This window comes from Synechococcus sp. Cruz-7E5 (assembly GCF_024345995.1).
Classification (GTDB): Bacteria; Cyanobacteriota; Cyanobacteriia; order PCC-6307; family Cyanobiaceae; genus Regnicoccus_A.
Genome location: NZ_JAGQCE010000001.1, coordinates 64,249 through 88,120, shown reverse-complemented (window position 1 = coordinate 88,120; position 23,872 = coordinate 64,249). Strand labels below are relative to the sequence as shown.

Below are 23,872 nucleotides of genomic sequence, written 5' to 3'. Positions count from 1 at the left end.
ATCCAGTCTTCACAGCCGCTGAGAAGGTGGCAAGCTTGTAGCGAAGAATCAGGCGGGCAGTCCGTCACCATCCGCGATGTTCAACGCCACACGGTTGATGATCGCCGACGTGCAGCAACGTCTGGTCGCAACTTACCGATCCTCCTACGGCACGCTCAAGCGTGAATACGAGGAGATCATTTCCTGGGCGGCTTCGATGGCCCTGGAAAACATCGCTACCGGCGATGCCCTCTACCACGATGTCGAGCACACAATCCTGGTCACCCTGGTGGGCCAGCATATCCTCTATGGCAAGCATCTGAGAGAAGGTGGCATCACGCCGGACGACTGGCTGCATTTCACAATTTCACACCTCTGCCACGACATTGGTTACATCAAGGGTGTCTGTCGTGACGACAAGGATGGCCACTACGCCACAGGCGTCAACGGTGAATCGGTGAGGCTCAAGGAAGGCGCCACCTGTGCAGCACTGACGCCCCATCACATCGATCGCGGCAAGCTGTTCATCGACGAGCGCTTCGGCGGCCACAGTCTGATCGATGCCGAGACGATCAAGAGCAACATCGAACTCACCCGCTTTCCGGTTCCCGCCTCCACCGATCACCAGTGCACCACCCACATGCCCGGCCTGGTGCGGGCTTCTGATTTGATTGGCCAGCTGAGCGATCCCCGTTACCTCAACAAGATTCCGGCCCTGTTCTGGGAGTTCGAGGAAACGGGAGTTAACAAGGCTCTGGGCTGCGAGAACCCCGGGCAGCTGCTCAAGGCCTATCCAACCTTCTACTGGGGCCAGGTGTTCCCCTACATCAAGAATGCCATTCCATATCTAGAGCTGACTCAGGCCGGCAAAGATATCCTCGCCAATCTCTACGGCAACATTTTCATGGTGGAGCATGAACTGCTGATGCTTCCCTGAGCGGTCTGCAGGTCGTAGATCACACCAGGCACTGGATCGATCAAGCGGGAGCCTGCCGCCAATCCCCCGGCTGCTTCCTCCATGCTCCCCTTCTGCCAGAGGATCCGGGTCAGGACGCCCTCGTAACGCACGTCACCGCCACTGGTGCTGGCCAGGACGACCCTGGGCTGGAAGCGCTCAAGAAGCTGGGGCAGCACCTGCATCCCCTTGACGAAGGCTCCCACCAGGGGCAGGCCCAGATCGAGCACCGGGGTGATCACCGCATCAATCTTCTGGGACGGGAGGTCAGCCGAGAGAAAGCCATGGGGTTCCACATAGAGGCTGCCGGCGGGATGCTGCAGAAGGTATCCGTTCTCCACCTGAGGCACAGGGGCCCCGGAGCTGGCGGTGATCGTCAGCTCGCCGTACTGAAACCTTTCCCCGGGAACGAGGGCCTTGACCGCCTGGAAGCCCAGTTGGGACGCTTTGGTGGCAGCGCCGGCAGAGCCCACGACCTGCAGGCTGGGATCCAGCAGTGCCAGGGTCGCTGGATGGCAGTGGTCGGGGAGCCCCTGGGTCAGCAACAGCAGATCCAGCCCGTCGGGGACCGGCAAGGCCTGATTGAGCTCGGCCCGGAAGAACCAAGGGCCGGGAGGAAATTCCAGGGGTCCCGTCAACCAGGGATCCAGCAGGATGCGGAAGCCGTCGAAATCAAGCAGCCAGCCGTTGGCGCCAAAGTAGGTGGCCTGGAATGCCATGGCGCCAGAACTCTTGAACTTATGTGGCGCTTGACCCTAGGCAGCGCTGAGGCGCCAACGCGACTGGCTTTCGCCAACGCACAGCCGAAAGAGCAGCACCCCCAGGGCGCCGCCACGCACCAGGCTGATCACGGCCAGGGCAACACATAGCGGGCAGTGGGCAAGACCCATAAACAACAGTCGCGATGCCAACGGATTCGTGGCCCCAGCCTGACAGCCCTGATGCGCCGGTGGGGGCGGGCTGCTGGAATAGAGGGTCAAGCAACATTTCTACCCGGGACCAGGCAGGCACGTGCTGCGGCTGAGCGAACTCAAGCTTCCCCTTGATCACACCGACGACGACCTGCGCCAGGCAGTGCTGAAGCGGCTTGGGCTCCCAGCCCAGAGCCTTCGGGCTTTGAAGCTGGTCAGGCGCAGCGTTGATGCCCGCAACAAGGACGCCATCCGCTTCAGCTACAGCCTCGATCTAGAAGTGGCCGATCCCAAGGCCCTGCTGCAGCGCTGGCGGAAGGACCCCCATCTGCGCCCGGCCCCCGACACCACCTACCGGTTCCCGGCTCGCCTGGAGCCAGGGGCCTCAGAGCGGCCCGAGCGCCCGATCGTGATCGGGGCAGGACCCTGTGGCTATTTCGCCGCGCTTGTGCTTGCCCAGATGGGGCTGCGGCCCCTGCTGCTGGAGCGGGGCAAGTCGATCAAGGAACGCACGGCCGACACCTTCGGCTTCTGGCGGGGCCAGCGGCCCTTCGACCCTGATTCAAATGTGCAATTCGGCGAGGGTGGAGCCGGCACCTTCTCTGACGGCAAGCTCTACAGCCAGGTGCGCGACCCCCGTCACCTGGGGCGAAAAGTGCTGCTGGAGCTTGTGGCCTGCGGTGCCAATCCCGAGATTCTCACGCTGCACCACCCCCACATCGGCACCTTCAAGCTGGCCACGGTGGTACGCGGACTGCGCAGCCGCATCGAGGCCCTTGGAGGGGAAATCCGCTTCCAGAGCGAGGTGGTGTGCCTCGAGACCGAAGCGGTCCCAGGCGGACAACGGGTCTGTGGCGTTGTGCTCGCCGATGGCTCCTGTCACGCGGCCCGTCATGTGGTATTGGCGGTGGGCCACAGCGCCCGCGACACCTTTGCCAGCCTGCACAGAGGCGGGGTGCGACTGGAGCCCAAGCCCTTCTCGATCGGCGTGCGCCTCGAGCATCCCCAGGCGCTGATCAATGCGGCCCGTTGGGGGCCCTGCGCGGGCCACCCGCGACTGGGCGCAGCCGAGTACAAGCTCGTCCATCATCTCGGCGATGGCCGCAGCGTTTACAGCTTCTGCATGTGCCCCGGCGGGCTGGTGGTGGCAGCCGCGTCTGAGCCGGGCCACCTGGTCACCAACGGCATGAGCCAACACTCCCGCAACGAGCGCAATGCCAACAGCGGCATCGTGGTCGGACTGGAGCTGGAAGATCTGCTCCCCTACGGCGAGGGACCAGCCGACCCCCTGGCCGGAGTGGCCTTCCAGCGTCACTGGGAAGCGAAGGCTTTTGCCCTCGGCGGCAGCAGCTATCGGGCACCCGTCCAGCGGCTCGACGATTTTCTGGCAGGCCGTGGGGTCAGCCGCCCGCCGGGCTCGATCCAGCCCTCCTACGCCCCGGGCACCACCCCCGCTGATCTGAGCGCCTGCCTGCCGGAGTTCGCCGTCGTTGCTCTGCGGGAGGCAATCCCAGCCTTCGAGCGCAGCATTCCCGGCTACGCCATGGCCGAAGCACTGCTGACCGGGGTCGAAACGCGGACCTCCTCGCCGGTGCGGATCCCGAGGGGGCCTGATCTGCAGAGCCTGAACACCCGCGGCCTCTACCCAGCCGGGGAAGGTGCCGGTTATGCCGGTGGCATCCTCTCCGCCGGCATCGATGGCATTCGGGTGGCGGAGGCGGTGGCCTGCAGCCTGCTGGGTGTGCAGGGCTCAAACCAGACATGACTCGAATCGAGGCGAGCTTCAGGCCTGGGCGACGATGCCGCTCCACTGCACAGCTTTGACCTGATCGCGGCGCCAGGAGTGAAACAGCTGCGGCTCCGCCACCGTGCACAGGGGGCAGAGCCGCAGCTGCTCAGGGCCAAGTCCGGCGTTGAGCAACTGGGCCCTGGCGGCCAGGCGGATGTCGAGACGGTAGCGATCACCAGGGGAGCCGGGCGCAGGATCGGGCTTGAGGGCCCCGGCTTCCACCAGGACCTCTGCGGGATCCTCACCAGGGGCGCAGCAGGCGCTGCCCACCTGCATGGCCACATCCAACTCCACCTGGTAGGCCTCACCACTCACGGCAGGCCCCAGGGCCACCAGCAGATCGCTGCGCTGGCTGCCCGAGCGCTCCAGGGTTTCGATCGCTGCTGGCAGGATGCCGGTGGCCACCCCGCGCCAGCCGGCATGACAGGCCGCCACCGAGCCCCTGGCCCGATCGGCAATCAGCACGGGGGTGCAGTCGGCGCCGCAGGCCCAGAGCGACTGGCCACCACCATCGCTGACCAGCCCATCGCCTTCCGGCCAGGGTTCAGCGGCCGCTTGGCTGGCGGCCAGCACCCGGGAACTGTGGATCTGGCGGGTGCGGTGAACCGAAACACCGGCACTGATGGCGGCCGCCAGCTCCTGGGGGCCGCGCCCGCTCCACTGGCGTGTGAAGAAGCCGTGCTCGAACTCCTGCAGCAGGTCGCACTGGAGAAAGTAGCCGCCATAGGTGCCCACCCAGGTCCAGCCGTCCAGAGCGTTGAAGCCCCGATCGGGGCGATCGAAAGGGGGGTCGACGGCTTCAGCCACGGGAGTTGGGTCTCAGAAGTCGGGCATGTCGCGCAGGAGCCAGAAACCATCGAAACGCCCTGAGTCCACATCGCTCTGCACGGCGATGAACTGCAGGCCAGCTGCGGCCTCGCGAGCCGCTGTGAAAGCTTCGACCACCTCCTTCGCCTCCTGCTCAGCCAGGACTGCCAGCCTCCAGCGGTCTTCCAGGCCCGCTTCGAGCACCAGGTTGTTTGCTTCCATCTCTAAACGGGCAGGCTCAAGGCCTGCGAACCAGCCGGCGATGGCCAGGGAGCGGCTGCGGCTGAACAGGCGCAGGCCCGGGACCACCAGTTCATCGGGAAGATCGGCGGGTATGGGAAACAACCCTCCGAAGCCGATCTCCCACTCGGAGGCTTCGCGCAGGGCACCGAGGGGCAGGGAAGCCCAGGCCCACGAATCCCCCCTGGCCGCCTCCGGCAGGGGCAGGGGGGGCGAACGCATCGGCTGGGGCGGCGGTGCCAGGGGGCCTGCCATGTACCCCTCCTCGGCGGGATAAACGTCCCGTTCCCGTTCACTGAGCCATTCGGACAGGGCGTAACAGCGCCGACTTGGAATGACCTCAAGGCCAATCGACTCGGCGGCCCGCTGCACCATGGTGCGCATCGTGGCCCGCCAGCAGCGCAGCCGCCGCGGGGTCCCCAGTCCCTGCTCAGCTGCCGCCGCCAGCGCCTCGTTGAGCGCGCCCTGGAGCCACACCGAGTTGACCGTATTGGCCGGACAGTTCTTCACCCAGCGAAAGCGGGGCTGGTTGCCCTCACTGGCAGGGGTGGCCGTGATCAGCAGATCCCAGCGCTTCTTACCGCCAGGATCAAGCACCGGACGGGAGAAGAAATCCACTTCCCAGTCGGGGGTGTGCTGGACATCGGGCACTGCAGGGGCGGCCTGACTCATCCCGCCTCCTGCTCCTGTTGACGCATCAACAGCCGCGCCCGGTTGGCCCGGTCCTCAGCCTCGGCCATTACTGTTTCCTTGGCCGTGAGCAGCTCGCCGGGTTGGGTCTCGAGCAAGGCAGTGTTGAGGGCGATCCGGCCCCGGGACGGATCGATCTGGGTGACCAGTGCCTTGAGCCGCTCCCCCTGGCTGAAGACCTCCCGGATGTCGCGCAGATGAACGCCAGTGATGGACGACTGGTGCAGCAGACCACTGACCCCACCGAGATCCACGAAGATGCCATACGGCTTGACCGACACCACCTGACCGTCCACCAGTTGACCCACTTCCAGCTCCGCCAGCAATGAGGCACTGGCAGCCCGCTTCTCCGAGAGCACCAACTTGCGGGTGTCGGCATTCACCTCCAGGAAGGCCACGGCAAAAGAGGTGCCGACCAGCTGCTCGTGGTTCTCGCCGTTCTGGAGCTGGGAGCGGGGAATGAACCCCCTCAGTCCCTCCAGGTCGCAGGTGACGCCGCCTCGGTTGAAGCCGGTCACCTTCACCTGCACCACCTTGCCGGCGGCCTCCAGTTGCTTCAACTTCTCCCAGCTCTGGCGCAGGGCCAGGGCCCGGGCGCTGATCGTGACCATGCCATCGGCGTTCTGCTCGCGGGTGACCAGCACCTCCACAGGCTGACCCTTTGGAAAGCGTTCCTTGAGATTGCCGATCACCCCAAGGCCGGCTTCGGCCTTGGGCATGAAGCCCGGTGCTTTGCCACCGATGTCGATGTAAACGCCGTCGCTTTCAGCGCTGATCACCGTGCCGGTGACCACATCACCAGTAGCGCCTACCGGCTCGTTCTCGTCGAGTGCAGCGAGAAAGGCGTCCTCATCGAAGTCGAAATCATCAACGGTGCGGGTCGGCCGGGAGGTGGTGGTGCCTGAGGGGGCACCTCCGGCAGAGCGGTTGGACCGGGCCTGACGTGAAGGCCCATCAGCCGCCCCCATCAGGTCGGCCATGGTCATTCCTTCAAGGCTCGCAGTCTCGAAGCGGTCGTCATCGCTGGCGCGCTCTGCTCCGACCTGGGGAGCTGAAGCCGGCCGGGGTGCGGCCGCAGACGGGGCACCCTGCGGCGCTTTCACTCCAGCCTGCTCTTCGCTGGATGCCGGCGGTGTCTTGTCCTCCTCCTCATCCTTGCGGCTGAGGTACATCAGCTGGGGAGGCTTGCGCAACGGCGGCTCCACCTGGGAGGAAGGCGCCGGCTTGACGCGGGGGCCTGCGGGAGGAACGGGACGCTGCGATCCAGCCATGGCCCAGGGTGATCTGACAGCACCACACTGTAAGGATCGACCCGTGGAGAGGATGGGAGCACCTGCCAAGCACGCCCTGGAAGGTCTCAGTTGGATGGCGGCCCAGGAGGCGGCCGCCCGCCAGGGCAGCACCGTGATCTGGCCGTTCGGAGCTGTGGAGCAGCACGGCCCGCACCTGCCTCTGGGCACCGACGCGATCTTTGCCGAACGGGTGCTGCAGGCCGTCCTCGAAAAATTGCCGGCTGAGCTGCCGATCTGGCGGCTGCCTCTGTTCCAGCTGGGCTTTTCCCCCGAACATGGAGCCTTCCCCGGCACTCTCAGCCTGCCAGCGGAGGTGATGCTCCAGGTGGTGATGGCCGTCGGGGGCGACCTGGCCCGGGCGGGGTTTCAGCGCCTCGTGCTCTTCAACGCACATGGCGGCCAGATCGCCCTGTTGCAGGTGGCGGCGCGGCAGCTGCGGGCTGCCCATCCCCGCCTGGCGGTGATGCCTTGCTTCCTCTGGAGCGGTCCGCCAGGGGTGGCGGCACTGCTGCCCGAGCCGGAACGCAGCGAGGGATTGCATGCAGCCCTGGCCGAAACAAGCCTGATGCTGCATCTGGCCCCGGAACTGGTGGGGCATGAACGGCCCCGGGAGGGTCAACCCGATCCGGCCCCGCCAGCGGGCTGGAGCCTTGAGGGCGCTGTACCCACCGCTTGGCTGACCGCCGATCTCTCTGCCAGCGGGGTAGTGGGAGATGCCCGTGGCGCTGATGCAGCCTTGGGCGAAGCGCTGTACAGAGCCCTTGTGGAGGGCTGGGTCACGCTGCTCAAGGATCTGCTCACCAGTGACTGGCCACCGCACCCTTGAACCGATTCCGTCAGGCCTGGTTACAGTCGCTGACACTGATCCCCTTGCCGGCGACGCCATGTCCAGCCTCGAGAGCACCATCGCTGCAACCGCTCCCACCACAGCCGCCGCCGCCACGGCTCTCTGCGCCAGCGCTGAGCAGGCTCTCGGATTGCCTGATTTCAGCAGCAGCATCTACAAGGACGCTTACAGCCGAATCAACGCAATTGTGATCGAAGGTGAGCAGGAAGCCCACGACAATTACATTTCGCTCGGCAGCCTGATCCCCGACCATGCTGAAGAGCTCGGGCGGCTGGCCCGCATGGAGCTCAAGCACAAGAAGGGATTCACGGCCTGCGCGAATAATCTGTCGGTCATTGCCGATATGGACTTCGCCAAGGAGTTCTTCTCACCCCTGCATGGCAACTTCCAGGCGGCCCTGGCCGAAGGCAAGGTGGTCACCTGTCTTCTGATCCAGGCAATCCTGATCGAAGCGTTTGCCATCTCGGCCTACCACATCTACATCCCCGTTGCAGATCCCTTCGCCCGCAAGATCACCGAAGGTGTGGTCAAGGACGAATACACTCATCTCAACTACGGTCAGGAATGGCTGAAGGCCAACCTCGAGTCCTCCCGGGAAGAACTCGAGCAGGCCAACAGGGTCAACCTGCCACTGGTGCGCAAGATGCTGGAGCAGGTGGCCGGCGACGCCGCGGTGCTGCAGATGGACCAGGAGGATCTGATGGCCGACTTCATGACCTCTTACCAGGAAGCTCTCACCGATATCGGCTTCACCACAAGGGAGATCGCCCGCATGGCCACCGCCGCGCTGCTGGGCTGAAGCCTCTCGAGGAGCTCTTCCAGCCACTTCAGCCATGGCAGGATGTGTTGTCGGCCACAGCCGCATCCATCCGCCCCCCTCAACAGCTGCATGTTCGGTCTGATCGGCCACTCAACCAGCCTTGAGCAGGCTCGGAGCAAGGCCCTGGAGTTGGGATTTCCCGAATACGCCGACGGTGACCTCGACCTGTGGTGTGTTGCTCCACCTCAGCTTGTGGAGACTTTCAGCGTTACCAGCCTCACTGGCAAAACCATCGAGGGTGCCTACATCGATTCGGTGTTCGTGCCTGAGATGCTCAGCCGGTTCAAGACAGCCCGGCGCAAAGTGCTCAGCGCGATGGAACTGGCCCAGAAGAGTGGGATTGACATCACTGCCCTGGGTGGATTCACCTCGATCATCTTCGAGAACTTCAACCTGCTCAAGAACCAGCAGATCCGAAGCACCGCTCTGGAGTGGGAGCGCTTCACCACCGGCAACACCCATACCGCCTGGGTTATTGCCCAGCAGGTGGAAACGAACGCACCGGCTCTAGGCATCGACCTGAGCCTCGCCAAGGTGGTCGTGGTAGGGGCTACAGGCGACATTGGCAGTGCCGTTTGCCGCTGGCTCAGTCAGAAAACGGGTGTCGGTGAGCTGCTGCTGGTGGCACGCCAACCCCAGCCTTTGCTTGATCTGCAGACCGAACTTGGCGGCGGCCGCATCCTCAGCCTTGAAGAGGCCCTGCCAGAAGCGGATGTGGTGGTTTGGGTGGCCAGCCTGCCGCAGAGCCTGAGCATCGATCCGGCCAGCCTCAAGTCACCCTGCCTGATGATCGATGGCGGCTATCCCAAGAATCTCGACAGCAAGGTGGCTGGAGCCAACGTGCACGTCATCAAGGGGGGCATCGTTGAGTTCTGGCAGGACATCGGCTGGCAGATGATGGAGATGGCGGAGATGGAAAACCCCAGGCGTCAGCTATTTGCCTGTTTCGCAGAAGCCATGCTGCTGGAGTTCGAGGGTATTCACACTAATTTCAGCTGGGGCCGCAACAACATCACCCTGGCGAACATGGAGCTGATCGGGGCAGCGTCCCTTCGTCATGGTTTCCGTTCGATCGGCCTGAATCAGGTTCAGCTCCCACAGCTCGCGGCTGTCTGAACGGTCATCACACATCAGCTGGCGATGCTCCCCATAAGCCAGCACTGATTCCACCAGAGCCATTCCCCTTCCCACGCCATGGCCCGACGCCCATTGCTCGACTTCGAAAAACCATTGGTGGAACTGGAGGATCAGATTGATCAGATCCGCCAGCTTGCCAGGGATTCGGAAGTGGATGTCAGTCAGCAACTGCTGCAGCTGGAAACCCTGGCGGCCCGCCGCCGGGTGGAGATCTTTCAGTCCCTCACACCCGCTCAGAAGATCCAGGTGGCTCGCCACCCCCAGAGGCCGAGCACCCTGGATTACATCCAGGTGATCACCGATGAATGGTTTGAGCTGCACGGAGATCGCCGAGGCTCCGATGACCAGGCCCTGGTGGGCGGCATCGGCCGCATCGGTGAGCAGGGGGTGGTCCTGATCGGCCACCAGAAAGGCCGCGACACCAAGGAAAATGTGGCCAGAAACTTCGGCATGGCCTCCCCGGGTGGTTACCGCAAGGCTCTGCGCCTGATGGAGCATGCCGATCGCTTCCGCTTGCCGATCCTCTGCTTCATTGACACCCCTGGCGCCTATGCCGGCGTGCTCGCCGAAGAGCAGGGGCAGGGCGAGGCGATCGCTGTGAATCTGCGCGAGATGTTCCGCCTCCGGGTTCCGGTGATCGCCACAGTGATCGGTGAAGGTGGCTCCGGCGGCGCCCTTGGCATTGGTGTGGCCGACCGTCTGCTGATGTTTGAGCACAGCGTCTACACCGTGGCCAGTCCTGAAGCCTGCGCCTCGATCCTCTGGCGGGATGCGGCCCAGGCCCCGGCCGCCGCCGCCGCCCTGCGCATCACCGCTGACGATCTGCTGCAGTTGGGGGTTGTCGACACAGTGCTGAGCGAACCCTCCGGTGGTAACCACTGGGCACCGCTCCAGGCTGCCGAGACCCTGCGTGTTGCCCTGGTGCAGGGCCTGCACGAGCTGGGTCAGCTCAGCGAAGCCGACCTGCTGGAGCAGCGTTATGCCAAGTTCCGGCGCATGGGCCGGATCCTGGATCCAGAGGCCACGGAATCCGGCGCAACCCCTTAAGGTTCGATTCGACACACGACCAGCTTGGCTTCCGTATTGATCACCGGTGCCTCCAGGGGCATCGGAGCTGCAGCTGCCAGCCGCTTCGCGGCTGCTGGCTGGGATCTTCTGCTCCTGGCACGCTCCGGCGGTGATCTCGAAAGCGTCGCAGCCCCGCTACGGGCCATCGGCCGACGAGTGGAATGGGTGTCGGCGGATCTCACCGATTCCGAGAATCTTCCAGTCCACCTGGGTGATCTGCTGGGCCGCGGACTGCTGCCCACGGTGGTGATCAACAATGCCGGAGCCGCATACACCGGTGAACTGGCCACGATGGACCTGGGCGCATGGCAATGGTTGCTTCAACTCAACCTCACCAGTGTCTTCCAGGTCTGTCAGGCGGTCCTGCCTGGATTACGTCAGCAAGAATCCAGCCTGATCATCAACGTGAGCAGCCATGCTGCCAGGAATGCGTTCCCCGAATGGGGGGCCTATTGCACTACCAAAGCGGCGTTGGAATCTTTCAGTCGCTGCCTCGCCGCCGAGGAGCGCAGCCATGGCATTCGCGTGTCCACCCTCACTCTCGGCGCGGTTGACACCCCTCTTTGGGTGACGAAAACCGTCCACAGCTCCTTCGATCGCCGTGCCATGCTTGATGTCGATCAAGCCGCGGAAGCCTTGCTGTTCCTTGCCCAGCAGCCTCCGTCCCAGGTGGTGGAGGACCTGACCCTCATGCCCGCCTCCGGCGCTTTCTGAGTCTTTCATGACATCCACCATCCCCTCCACCACTCGCTCCAACTCGATCACCCCCGACGTGGCACCAGGACCTATCAGCGCGCGCATTCGCGAGCGCCTGAACCAGGCTGGCGTCCCCTACTTCGCCAACGACAACATTTCTGATCATCTGCTCGAGGGCGAACTCGACCAGCTCGAGATCGAGGTGGCCGGAAAGGTCAGGGAGATGCTGCGTAGCCTCGTTATCGACATCGACAACGATCACAACACTGAGGAAACTGCCGAGCGCGTCGCCAGGATGTACCTCCACGAGGTCTTCAAGGGTCGTTACCACAAACAACCGAAGATCGCCAGCTTTCCCAACGTCAAACATCTTGACGAGATCTATACTGTTGGGCCGATCAGTGTCCGCTCGGCCTGCTCCCACCATCTGGTGCCGATCCTGGGCAACTGCTGGATCGGGATCAAGCCTGGCGATAGGGTCATCGGCCTTTCCAAGTTCACCAGGGTGGCGGATTGGGTCTTTTCCCGTCCACACATCCAGGAGGAAGCTGTGATGATCCTCGCGGATGAAATCGAACGTCTGTGCAAGCCCCAGGGTTTGGCAATCCTGGTCAAAGCCCAGCACTACTGCATGAAGTGGCGTGGGGTCAAAGAACCTCAGACCAGCATGGTCAATTCAGTGGTACGGGGTGATTTCCGCCACGACCCCAGTCTCAAACAGGAATTCTTTGAACTGGTGAAGCAACAGCAAGCGTTGCTCAGCACCTGAGTTCATTTCTTCCCCGAGGCTTCGCCTTTCACCAGCTGCACCAAAGCGCGCACCAGATCGAGATCTTTCTCGCCGGGAGAGCGTTCGACAGCACTGGATACATCGAGTCCGCAGGGGTTGAAATTTGCCATTAAATCAGCCGCGTTGGCTGGTCCCACACCACCGGCCAACCACCAGGGCAGGCATGGTTGGAAGCCCTTGAGCCAAGCAGTAGGGATCTGCTGGCCGCTGCCTCCCAGTTGATCCGGAACCCAGGCGTCCAGCAGTACCGCTTCCACCGCGTCTCGATACTCCTCCACCCGATCGAGATCCTCTGGCCTACGAACTCGCAGGGCTTTCCAGATCGTGCAGCCAGTTTTTGCGGCCAATTCCCGGCAGCGAGCGGGGGACTCCTGCCCATGCAGTTGCAGCACCTGGTGGCCATGGGCGGAATCCATCTGCACGATCAGCTCGTCACCTGGATCCGCCAGCACCAGCACCCCTCGGCAGTCTGGGCGGCCGGCGGCCATCGCCTGGAACAGCAACAGTCGCTGATCCGGAGCCAGCCAGCGCGGGGAAGAGGGCACCGCAATCACCCCCACGGCATCCACCCCCAGCTCGGCCACCGCCTGGGCCTGGGCCGGTTGGCGCAGGCCGCAGATCTTCAACAGGGGGGGAGTCAGCACAGGAAGGTCGGAGGCACTCTTTCTAGGATCGGATCAACACCGCCCAGGATCTGCCTGGGCATCGGCAGGACGGAACCAGGTGGGTGAAGGTTGGCAGCTCCTCAAGATCGGCGGCATCCCGCTGCGCGTCCACCCCAGTTGGTTCGTGATCCTGCTGCTAGCCACCCTGGGCTTTGAGCAGCAATACGGCATTCAGCTGGCGGGACAGGCCTCCAGTGCCAGCCTCTGGCTGCTGGCACTGGGAACAGCGCTGCTGTTGTTTGTTTCTGTGCTGCTGCATGAGCTGGGCCACTCCCTGGTGGCGATCGCCCATGGGGTGAAAGTGCGCAGCATCACCCTGTTCCTGCTAGGCGGGGTGGCCAGTGTCGAGAAGGAATGCAGCACAGCGATGGCAGCCCTGCAGGTGGCTGCAGCCGGCCCCCTGGTCAGCCTGCTGCTGGCCGGTCTTTTCCTCGGTGGCAGCCATGCCGTGGCCCATGTCTCACCGTTGCTGGGTGAAATGGTCAGCCAGCTCGGCACCCTCAACCTGGTACTGGCCCTGTTCAACCTGCTCCCCGGCTTGCCACTGGACGGAGGATTGATCGTCAAGGCGCTGGTCTGGCAGTGGACTGGCAGTCAACGGCGCGGCGTGCAGGTGGCTGCCGCCATGGGCCGCTTCCTCTCGCTGATGGCAGTGGGCATGGGCACGCTCCTGCTGCTGCGGGGTGGCGGGCTTGGGGCCTTCTGGCTGATCATGCTCGGGTGGTTCGGGCTGGGCGCTTCCAGAAACCAGATCCAGCTGCTGGCCCTGCAGAAGGCCCTGAAGGATCTCAAGGTCAGTGAGGCCTCCCGCCGCCGGTTTCGGGTCCTGGAGGGCGATGCGCCGCTACGCGAGCTTTCTCGGATGCGGCGGGATGACAGCGATGGCAATCCCGACTGGGTTCTCGTCTGTGAGCGGGGGCGCTGGAAAGGCGTGATCGGCGATGACCCCCTGCAGAATCTGCCTGTTCAGCGTTGGGATCAGGAGCGGGTGCTGGACCACATTCAACCCCTCAACACCCTCCCGAGCATCCAGCACGATGCGCCGCTCTGGCAGGCCGCCCTGCAGCTGGACGAGCCAGGTGTCGATCGACTGCTGGTGCTGGGTTCGGCTGGCCTGCCATCCGGCACCCTGGAGCGTCCGGAACTCTCTGAAGTGGTGCTGGCCCGCCTGGGGCTGCGGCTGCCGCCGCCATTGCTGGAGGCCGCCAGGCGCCAGGGCACCTACCCACTTGGGCTTGCCCTGGCCCAGGTGGCGCGGGGGATCGCCGAGAGCGGCGATGGTTGACCCTCATGCTCTGGCCGTTCCTCAGGACAGGCGAAACCTGTGGCGGCGGCGATCGACTGCCGCCCATTCCGCTGGCCTCAGTGGCTCAACCAGCAGCGGTCCTCCCCCCAGATTCCTGATCGCCGCAAGCCGCAGCTCACGCTCCAAAGCAGCCTCAGACAGCCCTGGAGCTGTGGCTGGAGCCTCAAGGGGCGACCCGAACAACTCCTGCCACAGGGCAACCGGAGGGTCGACCAGCACGCTGCCGTGCTGCAGCAACTGGCGCTTGCGCCAGAGCTGGGCACTGCCCACCCGCTTCTGGCGATCGATGCCCACCAGATCAGCGGCGGTGCTGCTGGCGAAACAGTTGGAGGCCGGCGCCGTGGTCTCGTCCTGGCCTGGGCTGAGGTCCAGCCCCAGGCGAGCCAAAGCCTGCGCCAGCCAGACGGCTACCAGGCCGTAAGCCTGCTTGCGCTGGCGGGGAGGATTGGGCCAGAGCAGGGCATAGGTGAGGCAGCCGGCATGGAGCACGGCTCCACCGCCGCTGGGCCGGCGCACCAGGGCTAGGCGGCCTTGTCGTGTCGCGGTTCTCCAGGCAGGGTCGATGGCCTTCTGGTGGTGGCCGAGCGACAGAGTCGGCGTGCTCCAGGTGTAGAGGCGCACGACTCCCTGCCCTGGCTTGAGCGGCAGCTGATCCAGCAACCAGTCGTCGATGGCCATCTGCCAGTCGCCGCGCAGGCAGAGGGGGGGGATCCAGCGCCAGCTTGACGGGAAAGGGGTATCAGCAGAGGATGCTGGTGCCACCGTACGGCCGCCAATCAATCCCGATCATGCACAGCGATCTGCTGGTGCTGGTGCCCCTCGGTGTGGTGGCTGGGCTGCTCTCGGGTCTGCTGGGCATCGGTGGCGGTCTGGTGTTCTCACCGATGCTGCTGATGGTGGGCCTAGCGCCCCATCAGGCCCTGGCCACCAGCACCCTGGCGATCGTCCCCACCACCCTGGGGGGAACCTGGGTGCATCTGCGCCAGGGTCGGGTGATGCCTGCGATGGGCCTGACCATCGGCCTGAGTGCCGCCCTGAGCGGGCTGCTGTTCAGCCGACTGGGGGGACTGCTCAGCGGCTGGCAACTGCTGGGCCTGCAGACCCTGATGTACTTGACCCTGACTCTGACGATCTCCCCTCGCCAGGACTATGAGACGGAACCATCTCCAGGACCGACGCCGCTGCCGGCTCTGGCACTGGTGGGCAGCGTCGCCGGCCTTGCCGGAGGGCTGCTGGGGGTGGGTGGCGGCCTGCTGATGGTTCCCCTCATGATCAGGTGCCTGCGATTGCCCGTGCGTGAATCCATCCGCCTGAGCACCCTGGCCGTGTTGTGCTCCGCGTCGGCGGCGTCGGTGACCTTCCTGATCGGTGCGAAGGCCCAGGGGGCCATCGCCTTCATCCTGGGGGGATCGGCATCAGTGGCGGCAAGTTGGTCTGCGGCACGACTGGAGAGAGTTCCAGAGACCCTCCTGGTTCAGCTGCTGCGAGGGCTCACTGGCCTGTTGGCTCTCGACAGCGGCCGGCGGGCCTTCAGCCTGCTGATCGGCTGATCGACTCCCAGAAGCTGGGATCGAGCTCGAAACCCAGCACCGCAGCCATCTGAGCGAGCCCCTGACGGCAATTCAGGCCACGCTCATTGCTCCAGTGATCCAGCAGGAAGAAACGGTGGGTGATCCAGAGCTCGAGGCTCTCCGGTGCAAAACGGATCCCCTCATGGCGGCTGAAGCGATGGGGCAGAAGCATGGCCACATGGCGGCAAAGCTGGCCGCTGCTGCGGTCGAGAACAAGCGGTAGCCAGGGGTGAAGCGCATCGGCCCTCAGGCTCCACAGGCGCAGTTCAGGCAGTTCTGAGAGCTCGCGTGGATCGCCTGGCTGAAGGGGCCAGTCAAAGTCGAGGCCCAAAGCTCCAGCACAGGCGAGTAGATCAGCTGGAGCACACGCGCCCCAGGGTTGCAGCGGCGAAAGATCAAGAGAGCGGACGCTCTCGGCGGCAACAGAAAGGCTGGAAGGAGGTTGGGCCATCAAGAGCTGTGACAGCACGATGCCATCCTGTGACACCGGGCAGAAGGGAGCCGAACAATGGTGGCGACACCTGTACCCCTTCGTCGTCCATGGTCACAACACTCACCCAGGCAGAGGTTCTGGTCGCTCTGGTGGTCGCCGCACACGCCGGCGTTCTGGCGATTCGTCTCTGCGTCAGCCTTTACCGGGCCTGAATCGAGGGCTCGCCCTTGGCAGGTCTGGCCTGAACTGCTAGAAGCGGGCAAGATCTTCTCCTTCCCCCCCTTGTCCGCCGCGCAGCAGCTCAGGCCCGTATCCACCCCGAGGCGTCAGAGGGCATCCGGGCGACGGCCAGCATCCCGGCCCGCCGCCGCACAACCCGTCAGTGCAGCGACTGTGGTTGCAATTCATCAGGGATCGACCGATCGGCAGGAATTGCTTTGCAGCGTCATTGGCCTCAGCGTCAAGCTGGGTGTGACTCTCTTGGCGGGCCTCAGCCTGGTCCATTTAGCTGCTGCCTACCAGCAGCGGTTAAACCAGCACGATGAACTGAGTGCAATCCTTCAGATCGAGAAAGCCAAATTACAGAAGGCTCAGAAGCGTTTCGATCAACTCTTCGTCACCACTGGTGAGCAACAGTTGATCCGCGAACAGGATCAGTGGATCGCTCCCAACCGACTGCGGGTTGTCTGGAATGAACCAGCCGAAGCCAGGCCTGGCATGGCTCCATCAGGCAGACCCTTGATCAGCACCCAGCCACTGCCGGCCCAGGTTCAGCCCTGAATTCAGCTGTTCATACCAAGTTGTTGAAGCCAGTGCTGATGATGTTGAGACTCAATCCTCTGCGGAGACAGCCTCTCCAGGCCGTGGTTCCAGTGATGTTCGGCTGAGCTATAGCGACCAAAAGCAGCCCATCAGCAAACTGCACCGCTTCTGACTGCGCGCCTGTTCAAACTGCATGTCTTGATACCCCATGGCTTGAGGCAACCAGACTTCAAGCAACTTGAGGTTCTGCAGCAAGCATCACGACGGGGGGCATCGTGGCTTCCTGGGTTGAACGTGACCTTGTGTTGAACTTCGCCCCGCACTCGGCGCTGGCAGCTGGCCTTGTCCGTAGGTTGAGGCCCCCCGAACCGACGCGCCCCGATGGCGTCTGCTTTCAGTTCACCCACCCCGTCCACCTCCTCCAGCCCTGGCACGGGCAGCGGTGGCCAGAGCGGAACTGTGATGATCACCGGAGCTTCCTCCGGGGTGGGCCTATACGCCGCCAAAGCCATGGCCCAGCGTGGCTGGCACGTGGTGATGGCCTGCCGGGATCTTGCCAAGGCCAGAGCGGCGGCCCATTCCCTGGAGATCCCCGAGAGCTCACTCACCCACCTGCAGGTGGATCTGGGTGATCTCGAGAGTGTGCGTCGTCTCGTGGATGCGTTCCACGCCACCGGTCGCAGCCTCGACGCGCTGGTATGCAACGCCGCCGTGTACAAGCCACGGCTGAAGCAACCCGAGCGTTCGCCCCAGGGCTACGAGATCTCGATGGCCACCAACCATTTCGGGCATTTCCTGCTGATCCACGCCCTGCTCGACGACCTGAAGAAGTCAAGCCATCCTTCGCGGCGACTGGTGATTCTGGGAACCGTCACGGCCAACTCCAAGGAGCTGGGCGGCAAGATTCCGATCCCGGCCCCCGCCGACCTGGGCGACCTTTCGGGCTTCGAGGCGGGCTTCATGGCGCCCATCAGCATGGCCAATGGCAAGGTCTTCAAACCTGGCAAGGCCTACAAGGACAGCAAGCTCTGCAACATGATCACCACCCAGGAGCTGCACCGCCGACTGCACGACTCCACCGGCATCATCTTCAGCTCGCTCTACCCCGGCTGCGTCGCCGATACGCCCCTGTTTCGAAACACCCCGAAGGCCTTCCAAACCATCTTCCCCTGGTTCCAGAAGAACATCACCGGCGGTTATGTGAGTCAGGAACTGGCCGGTGAACGGGTGGCTCAGGTGGTGGCCGATCCGGCCTTCGCCGTGTCGGGTGCGCACTGGAGCTGGGGCAATCGCCAGAAGGCCAATGGTCAACAGTTCATCCAGGAACTGTCGGAGAAGGCCAGCGATCCCGAAACCGCTGCTAAGACGTGGGATCTGTCCATGAAACTCGTCGGTCTCCTCTGAGGTGAATGTGATGGTGATGCCCCGTCCGCTTCGCTGGGTTGTCGCTCTGCTGCTGGCCGCTGGCTTGCTGGTGGGCGGGGTGCTGCTTCTGCCTTTCGCCGACTGGTTGCCCGGTGGAACGGTCGCCGATGTGCCGTTGCAGCAGGTGGTGAACGGCTCCCGCTTCAACCGGCTCTTTCCCCGATCGAATCCCGAATTGCGGGTGACGATGTCGCAGGAAAAGCGGGGGTTCAGCGAAGCGCGTCTTAAACAGGGCGACCAGGTGATTGCCCTTCTGGCCATCTCCGACACGATCACCGCACCAGAAGCCCGAGCAAAGTTCGAGCAAGCAGAGGAAAGACTGAAGGGGTGGCCGTTGGTCGAACAGGGGCCTCATGCAAGTGCGCTGTTGGTGGCAGATCGCTTTCAGGTGAAGGTGATCGAGCATGGAAGCTCCCTTGATGCCGCCCATCGCCACGGTGTCCTTGAAAACTTTGATCTCCAGGGACTTGCCGCCCTCGGATCCTCACCCCTCCCCCGCTCCTGAGGTCATGGGCACCCCTGTTCTCTCCCGTCTGGAGCGCCTGCCGCGCCGGGGTCTCACTGTGCTCTCGCTCCAGGGCCTGAGCCTGCTTGTGCCTGGTGGCTGGAGCAACATCACCAGTGCTGAAGCCTTGATCGAGTCGGTGATCGGCAGCAACGATGCTGCCTTGATCGCCCAGGTGCGAGCCCGGGCTGATCAACTCAGCCGGGCGCGGCATGAAGGGTATGGCCGGGCCCTGAGCGTCTACGACGCTGTGAACCGCTCCCAGCACGCCACGGCTGGCTTACGCGTGCTTGCTGGTGTGAGCGCCGGCGTGCCCCTGCTCAAACGCATTGCGGACCTCACGCCACCGGGGGACACACTGCAGGCGGTGGACCTGGGACTGAAGGTGTCGGCCGAACTGCTGGCCTTCACCCAGGTGAATGGCCTTCCCGGCGACAGTTTCGCTGACTTTGCTGCCGCCCTGGCCGACTACGGATCGGAGGCACGACTGCGCATGGCGGCCCTTGTCACCTTCGACGGTCTGCTGCCGCTGGGAGATCAGGCGCTGCAGCGGCTTGATGGACTGCTCGGGCAAGCGAGTGCAATCCAGTTGCGTCAGCTCCCCGCCTACCGGCGGATGGCAGGCTTGATGCCCGGGCGCAACGATCAGGCCCACCTGGGCTTCCTGCGACGGGGCGTTGAGCAATGGGTCGGCTGGGCTGACGGACTCGTCTCCCAACTGGGGCTCAGTGGTCAGCGAGCCGTCCAGGCTCTGGAAACCACCTTGGGTCCCTGGCAGGGACGTATGGATCAGCTGGCGGTCTTCCTGGATGCCTTCACCGATACATATGCCCACACTGGGGTCCAGGCTGTGGCCCGCCGCCTGGTGGAGCGGGCCGCCGCCGAGATCTGAACCAGGCTCAGGCGCTTTTCAGAGGATCAGTCGAACCCGAGAAGATCGAAAATATCACGATCCTTGAGGGATTCGGCCTCAAGTGGCTCCACATCGCTGAGCATCTTCTGCGCCAGGCTGAGATACTCCTGCTGAACAGCTTCAACCTCGGGGCTCGGCTCCATCTCGAAGATTGTGCACTTCTTCAGGCGGGAGCGGCGGATCGCATCCACGGTTTTGAAGTGGGCCATGGTGCGCAGGCCGGTGCGCTCGTTGAACTTGTCGATCTGATCGGTGTCTTCCGAACGGTTGGCGATGACACCGCCCAACCGCACCTTGTAATTCTTGGCCTTGGCATTGATCGCCTGCATGATCCGATTCATCGCAAAGATTGAATCAAAATCATTGGCGGTAACGATCAGGCAGTAGTCGGCATGCTGCAGCGGCGCGGCAAACCCCCCGCAGACCACATCGCCCAGCACATCGAAGATCACCACATCAGTGTCCTCGAGTAGATGGTGCTCCTTGAGCAGCTTCACTGTCTGGCCGGTGACATAGCCACCGCATCCAGTGCCCGCGGGCGGACCGCCGGATTCCACGCACATCACGCCATTGAAGCCCTCGAACACGAAGTCTTCGGGTCGGAGTTCCTCGGTGTGGAAATCAACAGTCTCGAGGATATCGATCACCGTGGGCACCATCTTCTTGGTCAGGGTGAAGGTGCTGTCGTGCTTGGGATCGCAACCGATCTGAAGCACCCGCTTGCCCAGCTTGGAGAACGCCGCCGAAAGGTTGGATGAGGTAGTGGACTTGCCAATCCCCCCCTTGCCATAGACGGCAATCACCAAGGCGCCTTCCTCAATGTGCATGGAGGCATCCTGATGGACCTGGAGGCTGCCCTCGCCGTCTTCATGGCTCTTGGCGGCAGCCTTGGCCGGAGCTGTTGTCTGCTTGGGTGGCAGAGTGGTGGTCATAACACTTCCTTGGCCGAGTCGACATCGGCAGTGCCCTTATCAAAGAGCAGCCAGGTAGGCAGATGCCGGGTCTGGCTCAAACCGAAACATCATGATGATCAGGATCTTGGAATCCTCACTCAAGCAGTGTGAATCCCTGCTACCTGGCTCTCGGCAAAGACTCGGACAGCCCAGGTTGCGCCGAGCGGTATAGGTATAAAGACCTAGATCTTTGACCGATGGCCAGGCTGTCTCATTCGTGGGGAGATTGCACTGGCTTCAGCGATCAACGGTTGCTGCTCTCAGCGGCTGAAATGGGCCTTGGCTTCATAGAGCGTTTCCTCCGTGATCTCCGCCACGCCACGTTCGTTGGCATAGGCCTCGGTGTTGCGTCGCACTTTGCCCCGCACGAAAAAGGGAATACGGGAGAGTTCTGCTTCACCGGAGGCTGTCCAGCGCAGGGCTCCTCCCTCAGGAGTGGCTGATAGAGGTGTCACTTCAGCAACCTCGTCGACAGGGGCGGCCATAGTCTGGGCAGCGGGGGCGGAAGCACCCCCGAGATGGCTGAGATGACCATCAACAAATTCGAAATCGTGGCGGAACATGCCGATCAGATGTTCCTCAAGGCCCATCATCAGGGGGTGCACCCAGGAATCAAAAATGACATTGGCCCCCTCCCATCCCATCTGGGGGGCATAACGGGCGGGCACATCCTGCACGTGCAGCGGGGCACTGATCACGGCGCAGGGAATCCCCAGACGCTTGGCGCTGTGGCGCTCCATCTGGGTACCGAGCACCAGCTCAGGAGCCGCATGAGCCATCGCCTGCTCCACTTCCAGATAGTCGTCGGAAATCAGGGCCTCCAGGCCCAGTTCCTTGGCGGCGGCCCGCACCTCACGGGCCTGTTCGCGGCTGTAGCTGCCCAGCCCCACCACCGTGAAGCCCAGCTCCCGCGAGGCAATCCGGGCGGCTGCGATCGCATGGGTGGCATCGGCGAAAATGAACACCCGCTTGCCGGTGAGATAGGTGGAATCCACCGATTTCGAATACCAGGGCAATCTGGAGCGCTGGTCAGCCTCCCGCAGTTCCGGCGGCTCCAGTTCCAGCAGAGTGCATAGCTCGCGAAGGAACTGGGCCGTGGCACCGATCCCAATCGGAACGGTGCGCACCACCGGGGTGCCGAAGTTGCGCTCCAGCCAGCTGCACAGTGGACCGGCCACCTCTGGATAGAGGCAGAGGTTGGCGTCAGCCTGGGGCAGGCGAATCAGGTCGGCCGGCCTGGCTCCCAGGGGAGCCACCACATTCACATCGATGCCGTGATCAGCCAGAAGGCCGCGCAGTTCACGCACATCGTCGCGGCAGCGGAAGCCCAGCAGGCTCGGACCCAGCAGATTGACCCGAGGTCGGCGATTCTCGTCCTTCCAGCGCCCGGACCCGGGCCTGGCCGTCCCGGGAGCAGGAACCTGGCTTTTGAGCAGTCCGCGGCAGAGCTGGTAAAGGGTTTCAGCCGCCCCCCAGTTCTCTTTCTTCGAGTACGCGGGCAACTCCAGGCTTACCACCGGCACCCCCAGATCCATGCCACAGGCGAGGGAGCCAGGCTGGTCCTGGATCAGCTCGGCCGTGCAGCTTTCCCCCACCAGCAGCGCCTCCGGCTTGAACCGGTCCACCGCCTGCTGGATCGAGCGCTTCACCAGCTCGGCCGTATCACCGCCCAGATCCCTGGCCTGGAAGGTGGTGTAGGTGACAGGAGGTCGGCGATCACGCCGCTCGATCATCGTGAACAGCAGATCGGCGTAGGTGTCGCCCTGGGGGGCATGCAGCACGTAGTGCACCCCCTCCATCGAGGCGGCGATGCGCATGGCTCCCACATGGGGGGGGCCTTCGTAGGTCCAGAGGGTCAGTTCCATTGCAGCAACTCCCGGCGATTGAGGGGACGGGCGAACAGTTCAGCCAGATCAGCGGCCTGGTCACAGCCGTGAATCGGGCTGAAGACCAGCTCGATCGACCACTTGGTTGCGAAGCCTTCCGCTTCTAGTGGATTGGCCAGACCCATGCCGCAGACCACCAGATCGGGGCGGCTGGCACGTACTCGTTCCAGCTGCTTCTCCACATCCTGGCCTTCACTGAGCTGGGTACCCTCGGGCAGCAGGGGCAGTTCCTCGGCCATCAGCTGGCGGTCGAGGTAGGGGGTGCCCACCTCCACCAGCTCCATACCGCACTCCCGATGCAGGAAACGGGCCAGGGGGATTTCCAGCTGGGAATCTGGCAACAGGAAGAGGCGTTTGCCTTCGAGTTTGCGTCGCAGTGGTTCCAGGGCACGCCGACCCCGCTCGGCCAGGGGGTCGAGCACCGCAGCCACCCGTTCGGGATCGATGCCGAAGGCCGCCGCCGCCGCCGCCATCCAGGCGCAACTCCCCTCAACACCGAGAGGGTAGGGGGCAGCGATCCGCTGGGCACCGCGGCGCTCCAGGGCGCGCACAGTGTCGGCCACAAAGGGCTGGGCCAGCAGCAGGCGTGTGCCGGGGCCCACCGGCGGCAGGTCGGTCGACTGGCGGGGGGGCAGTGTGCGAACCGCCTCGAGGCCCATGCGCGCAAACAGGGAGAGGAAACGCTCCTCCACCCCGTCGGCAAGGGTGCCGACAATCAGCAGCTGGGGCTCAGGACTGCTGGGCAGGAGGGGGACAAGGGAGGTCAGGGCACCGTCCTCCCCCTGGGTGAACGTGGTTTCGATGCCGCTGCCGGAATAATTCACCACCCGCACCCGCCCCTGCATGCGGGTGTTGATGCGTTCGGCAGCCTTGGCCAGGTCAAGCTTGATCACCTCCGAGGGGCAGGAACCCACCAGGAAGAGGGTGCGGATCTCGGGCCGCCTGGCCAGCAGATCGCCCACCAGCCTGTCGAGTTCCTCATTGGCGTCCGCCAGGCCTGCCAGGTCGCGCTCTCCAAGGATCGCGGTGCCGAAACGGGGTTCCGCAAAGATCATCACCCCTGCAGCCGACTGGATCAGGTGGGCACAGGTGCGCGAGCCCACCACCAGAAAGAAGGCATCGGGCATGCGCCTGTGAAGCCACACGATCGAGGTGAGGCCGCAGAACACCTCCCGCTGTCCGCTTTCGCGCAGCACGGGTGGGAGGCTGGACGTCAGGGCCATGGGCAAGAACCGGTGATCCATTACGGACTAGCCACCCTGGCCGCTGAAAACGTCAGCTGTTGACAAGTCTTCGGGATCAGCAGCAAATCAAGTCCCCGGCAGTCCGCCAACGGCTCCTCGTTACACGTCTTAATGGCCAGCGTCCGAGCATGAGCAGGGCTTATCAACCGCCCCAGGCACCGTGATCGTTCAAAGCACCCGAATCGCTT

General features: G+C 63.9%; 26 protein-coding genes. 15 read left to right on the top strand and 11 right to left on the bottom strand.

Going from position 1 to position 23,872, the window contains the following annotated elements; all coding sequences use genetic code 11:
* Positions 1-76 precede the first annotated feature (76 nt).
* Entirely contained in the window at positions 77-916 is an 840-nt protein-coding gene (locus KBY77_RS00410) for an Npun_R2479 family HD domain-containing metalloprotein (RefSeq protein ID WP_255101653.1), read from the top strand.
* Here KBY77_RS00410 and KBY77_RS00405 read toward each other — a convergent pair.
* Positions 868-1,653: an MBL fold metallo-hydrolase gene (locus KBY77_RS00405; protein ID WP_255101652.1), complete on the bottom strand. Its 786-nt coding sequence runs from the start codon at positions 1,651-1,653 to the stop codon at positions 868-870. The two genes, KBY77_RS00410 and KBY77_RS00405, sit on opposite strands and share 49 nt — an antisense overlap.
* Before the next feature lie 36 nt (positions 1,654-1,689).
* Entirely contained in the window at positions 1,690-1,830 is a 141-nt protein-coding gene (locus KBY77_RS00400) for a hypothetical protein (protein WP_255102074.1), read from the bottom strand.
* A 115-nt stretch (positions 1,831-1,945) separates the two neighbouring features.
* Here KBY77_RS00400 and KBY77_RS00395 point away from each other — a divergent pair, with 115 nt between their 5' ends.
* A complete protein-coding gene (locus KBY77_RS00395; RefSeq protein ID WP_255101651.1) occupies positions 1,946-3,610 on the top strand; it encodes an NAD(P)/FAD-dependent oxidoreductase in 1,665 nt (554 codons plus the stop codon).
* Positions 3,611-3,628: 18 nt separating this feature from the next.
* On the opposite strand, the gene pgeF is transcribed toward KBY77_RS00395, so the two are convergent.
* Genes pgeF through KBY77_RS00380 form a run of 3 tightly spaced genes read right to left on the bottom strand, consistent with a single transcriptional unit; the run spans position 3,629 to position 6,642 of the window.
* Positions 3,629-4,441 carry a peptidoglycan editing factor PgeF gene (gene pgeF, locus KBY77_RS00390; protein ID WP_255101650.1) on the bottom strand — a complete coding sequence of 271 codons (813 nt, stop codon included), beginning with the start codon at positions 4,439-4,441 and terminating at the stop codon, positions 3,629-3,631.
* A 12-nt stretch (positions 4,442-4,453) separates the two neighbouring features.
* The gene (locus KBY77_RS00385; protein ID WP_255101649.1) at positions 4,454-5,353 is read right to left on the bottom strand and encodes a Tab2/Atab2 family RNA-binding protein; all 900 of its coding nucleotides are present in this window, start codon (positions 5,351-5,353) and stop codon (positions 4,454-4,456) included.
* Positions 5,350-6,642: a S1 RNA-binding domain-containing protein gene (locus tag KBY77_RS00380; protein ID WP_255101648.1), complete on the bottom strand. Its 1,293-nt coding sequence runs from the start codon at positions 6,640-6,642 to the stop codon at positions 5,350-5,352. The genes KBY77_RS00385 and KBY77_RS00380 overlap by 4 nt, the downstream gene beginning before the upstream one ends.
* A gap of 52 nt (positions 6,643-6,694) precedes the next feature.
* Here KBY77_RS00380 and KBY77_RS00375 point away from each other — a divergent pair, with 52 nt between their 5' ends.
* The 6 genes from KBY77_RS00375 to folE all read left to right on the top strand — a co-directional run bounded on the left by KBY77_RS00375 (position 6,695) and on the right by folE (position 12,000).
* The gene (locus KBY77_RS00375) at positions 6,695-7,489 is read left to right on the top strand and encodes a creatininase family protein (protein ID WP_255101647.1); all 795 of its coding nucleotides are present in this window, start codon (positions 6,695-6,697) and stop codon (positions 7,487-7,489) included.
* 58 nt (positions 7,490-7,547) lie between these two features.
* The gene (locus KBY77_RS00370; RefSeq protein ID WP_255101646.1) at positions 7,548-8,309 is read left to right on the top strand and encodes an aldehyde oxygenase (deformylating); all 762 of its coding nucleotides are present in this window, start codon (positions 7,548-7,550) and stop codon (positions 8,307-8,309) included.
* Between the two features lie 90 nt (positions 8,310-8,399).
* Positions 8,400-9,446 carry a long-chain acyl-[acyl-carrier-protein] reductase gene (locus tag KBY77_RS00365; protein WP_255101645.1) on the top strand — a complete coding sequence of 349 codons (1,047 nt, stop codon included), beginning with the start codon at positions 8,400-8,402 and terminating at the stop codon, positions 9,444-9,446.
* Between the two features lie 78 nt (positions 9,447-9,524).
* Complete coding sequence (locus KBY77_RS00360) at positions 9,525-10,514, top strand: acetyl-CoA carboxylase carboxyltransferase subunit alpha (RefSeq protein WP_255101644.1); 990 nt, start codon at positions 9,525-9,527, stop codon at positions 10,512-10,514.
* A gap of 24 nt (positions 10,515-10,538) precedes the next feature.
* Entirely contained in the window at positions 10,539-11,249 is a 711-nt protein-coding gene (locus tag KBY77_RS00355; RefSeq protein WP_255101643.1) for an SDR family oxidoreductase, read from the top strand.
* A 7-nt stretch (positions 11,250-11,256) separates the two neighbouring features.
* Positions 11,257-12,000 (top strand): GTP cyclohydrolase I, encoded by a 744-nt coding sequence (gene folE, locus KBY77_RS00350; RefSeq protein ID WP_255101642.1) that lies wholly within the window; start codon positions 11,257-11,259, stop codon positions 11,998-12,000.
* 2 nt (positions 12,001-12,002) lie between these two features.
* Here the strand turns inward: folE and KBY77_RS00345 are convergent, their stop codons facing one another.
* Positions 12,003-12,665: a phosphoribosylanthranilate isomerase gene (locus tag KBY77_RS00345; protein WP_255101641.1), complete on the bottom strand. Its 663-nt coding sequence runs from the start codon at positions 12,663-12,665 to the stop codon at positions 12,003-12,005.
* Between the two features lie 79 nt (positions 12,666-12,744).
* Here KBY77_RS00345 and KBY77_RS00340 point away from each other — a divergent pair, with 79 nt between their 5' ends.
* Complete coding sequence (locus KBY77_RS00340; protein WP_255101640.1) at positions 12,745-13,971, top strand: site-2 protease family protein; 1,227 nt, start codon at positions 12,745-12,747, stop codon at positions 13,969-13,971.
* 21 nt (positions 13,972-13,992) lie between these two features.
* Here KBY77_RS00340 and KBY77_RS00335 read toward each other — a convergent pair whose 3' ends face one another.
* Positions 13,993-14,754 (bottom strand): lipoyl protein ligase domain-containing protein, encoded by a 762-nt coding sequence (locus tag KBY77_RS00335; RefSeq protein WP_255101639.1) that lies wholly within the window; start codon positions 14,752-14,754, stop codon positions 13,993-13,995.
* Between KBY77_RS00335 and KBY77_RS00330 the strand changes: the two genes are divergently transcribed.
* Entirely contained in the window at positions 14,742-15,542 is an 801-nt protein-coding gene (locus KBY77_RS00330) for a sulfite exporter TauE/SafE family protein (RefSeq protein WP_255101638.1), read from the top strand. The two genes, KBY77_RS00335 and KBY77_RS00330, sit on opposite strands and share 13 nt — an antisense overlap.
* Here KBY77_RS00330 and KBY77_RS00325 read toward each other — a convergent pair.
* Positions 15,523-16,014, bottom strand: coding sequence for a CRR6 family NdhI maturation factor (locus KBY77_RS00325; RefSeq protein WP_255101637.1), 492 nt, complete (start codon positions 16,012-16,014; stop codon positions 15,523-15,525). The two genes, KBY77_RS00330 and KBY77_RS00325, sit on opposite strands and share 20 nt — an antisense overlap.
* 89 nt (positions 16,015-16,103) lie before the next feature.
* Here KBY77_RS00325 and psaM point away from each other — a divergent pair, with 89 nt between their 5' ends.
* The 5 genes from psaM to KBY77_RS00300 all read left to right on the top strand — a co-directional run bounded on the left by psaM (position 16,104) and on the right by KBY77_RS00300 (position 19,580).
* On the top strand, positions 16,104-16,208 hold the full coding sequence (psaM, locus tag KBY77_RS00320; RefSeq protein WP_255101636.1) for a photosystem I reaction center subunit XII: 105 nt from the start codon (positions 16,104-16,106) through the stop codon (positions 16,206-16,208).
* Positions 16,209-16,467: 259 nt separating this feature from the next.
* Positions 16,468-16,776 (top strand): hypothetical protein, encoded by a 309-nt coding sequence (locus KBY77_RS00315; RefSeq protein WP_255101635.1) that lies wholly within the window; start codon positions 16,468-16,470, stop codon positions 16,774-16,776.
* A 444-nt stretch (positions 16,777-17,220) separates the two neighbouring features.
* Entirely contained in the window at positions 17,221-18,162 is a 942-nt protein-coding gene (locus KBY77_RS00310) for a protochlorophyllide reductase (protein WP_255102038.1), read from the top strand.
* A gap of 16 nt (positions 18,163-18,178) precedes the next feature.
* Positions 18,179-18,688 carry a hypothetical protein gene (locus KBY77_RS00305; protein WP_255101634.1) on the top strand — a complete coding sequence of 170 codons (510 nt, stop codon included), beginning with the start codon at positions 18,179-18,181 and terminating at the stop codon, positions 18,686-18,688.
* A 4-nt stretch (positions 18,689-18,692) separates the two neighbouring features.
* On the top strand, positions 18,693-19,580 hold the full coding sequence (locus KBY77_RS00300; RefSeq protein WP_255101633.1) for a hypothetical protein: 888 nt from the start codon (positions 18,693-18,695) through the stop codon (positions 19,578-19,580).
* Between the two features lie 26 nt (positions 19,581-19,606).
* Here KBY77_RS00300 and bchL read toward each other — a convergent pair whose 3' ends face one another.
* The 3 genes from bchL to KBY77_RS00285 form a co-directional block, all read right to left on the bottom strand.
* On the bottom strand, positions 19,607-20,533 hold the full coding sequence (gene bchL / locus KBY77_RS00295) for a ferredoxin:protochlorophyllide reductase (ATP-dependent) iron-sulfur ATP-binding protein (RefSeq protein WP_255101632.1): 927 nt from the start codon (positions 20,531-20,533) through the stop codon (positions 19,607-19,609).
* A gap of 281 nt (positions 20,534-20,814) precedes the next feature.
* Positions 20,815-22,419, bottom strand: a complete 1,605-nt coding sequence (locus KBY77_RS00290; protein ID WP_255101631.1) for a ferredoxin:protochlorophyllide reductase (ATP-dependent) subunit B — start codon at positions 22,417-22,419, stop codon at positions 20,815-20,817.
* Positions 22,410-23,663, bottom strand: coding sequence for a ferredoxin:protochlorophyllide reductase (ATP-dependent) subunit N (locus KBY77_RS00285; RefSeq protein WP_255101630.1), 1,254 nt, complete (start codon positions 23,661-23,663; stop codon positions 22,410-22,412). Before KBY77_RS00285 ends, KBY77_RS00290 begins: the two co-directional genes overlap by 10 nt.
* Positions 23,664-23,872: the final 209 nt, after the last annotated feature.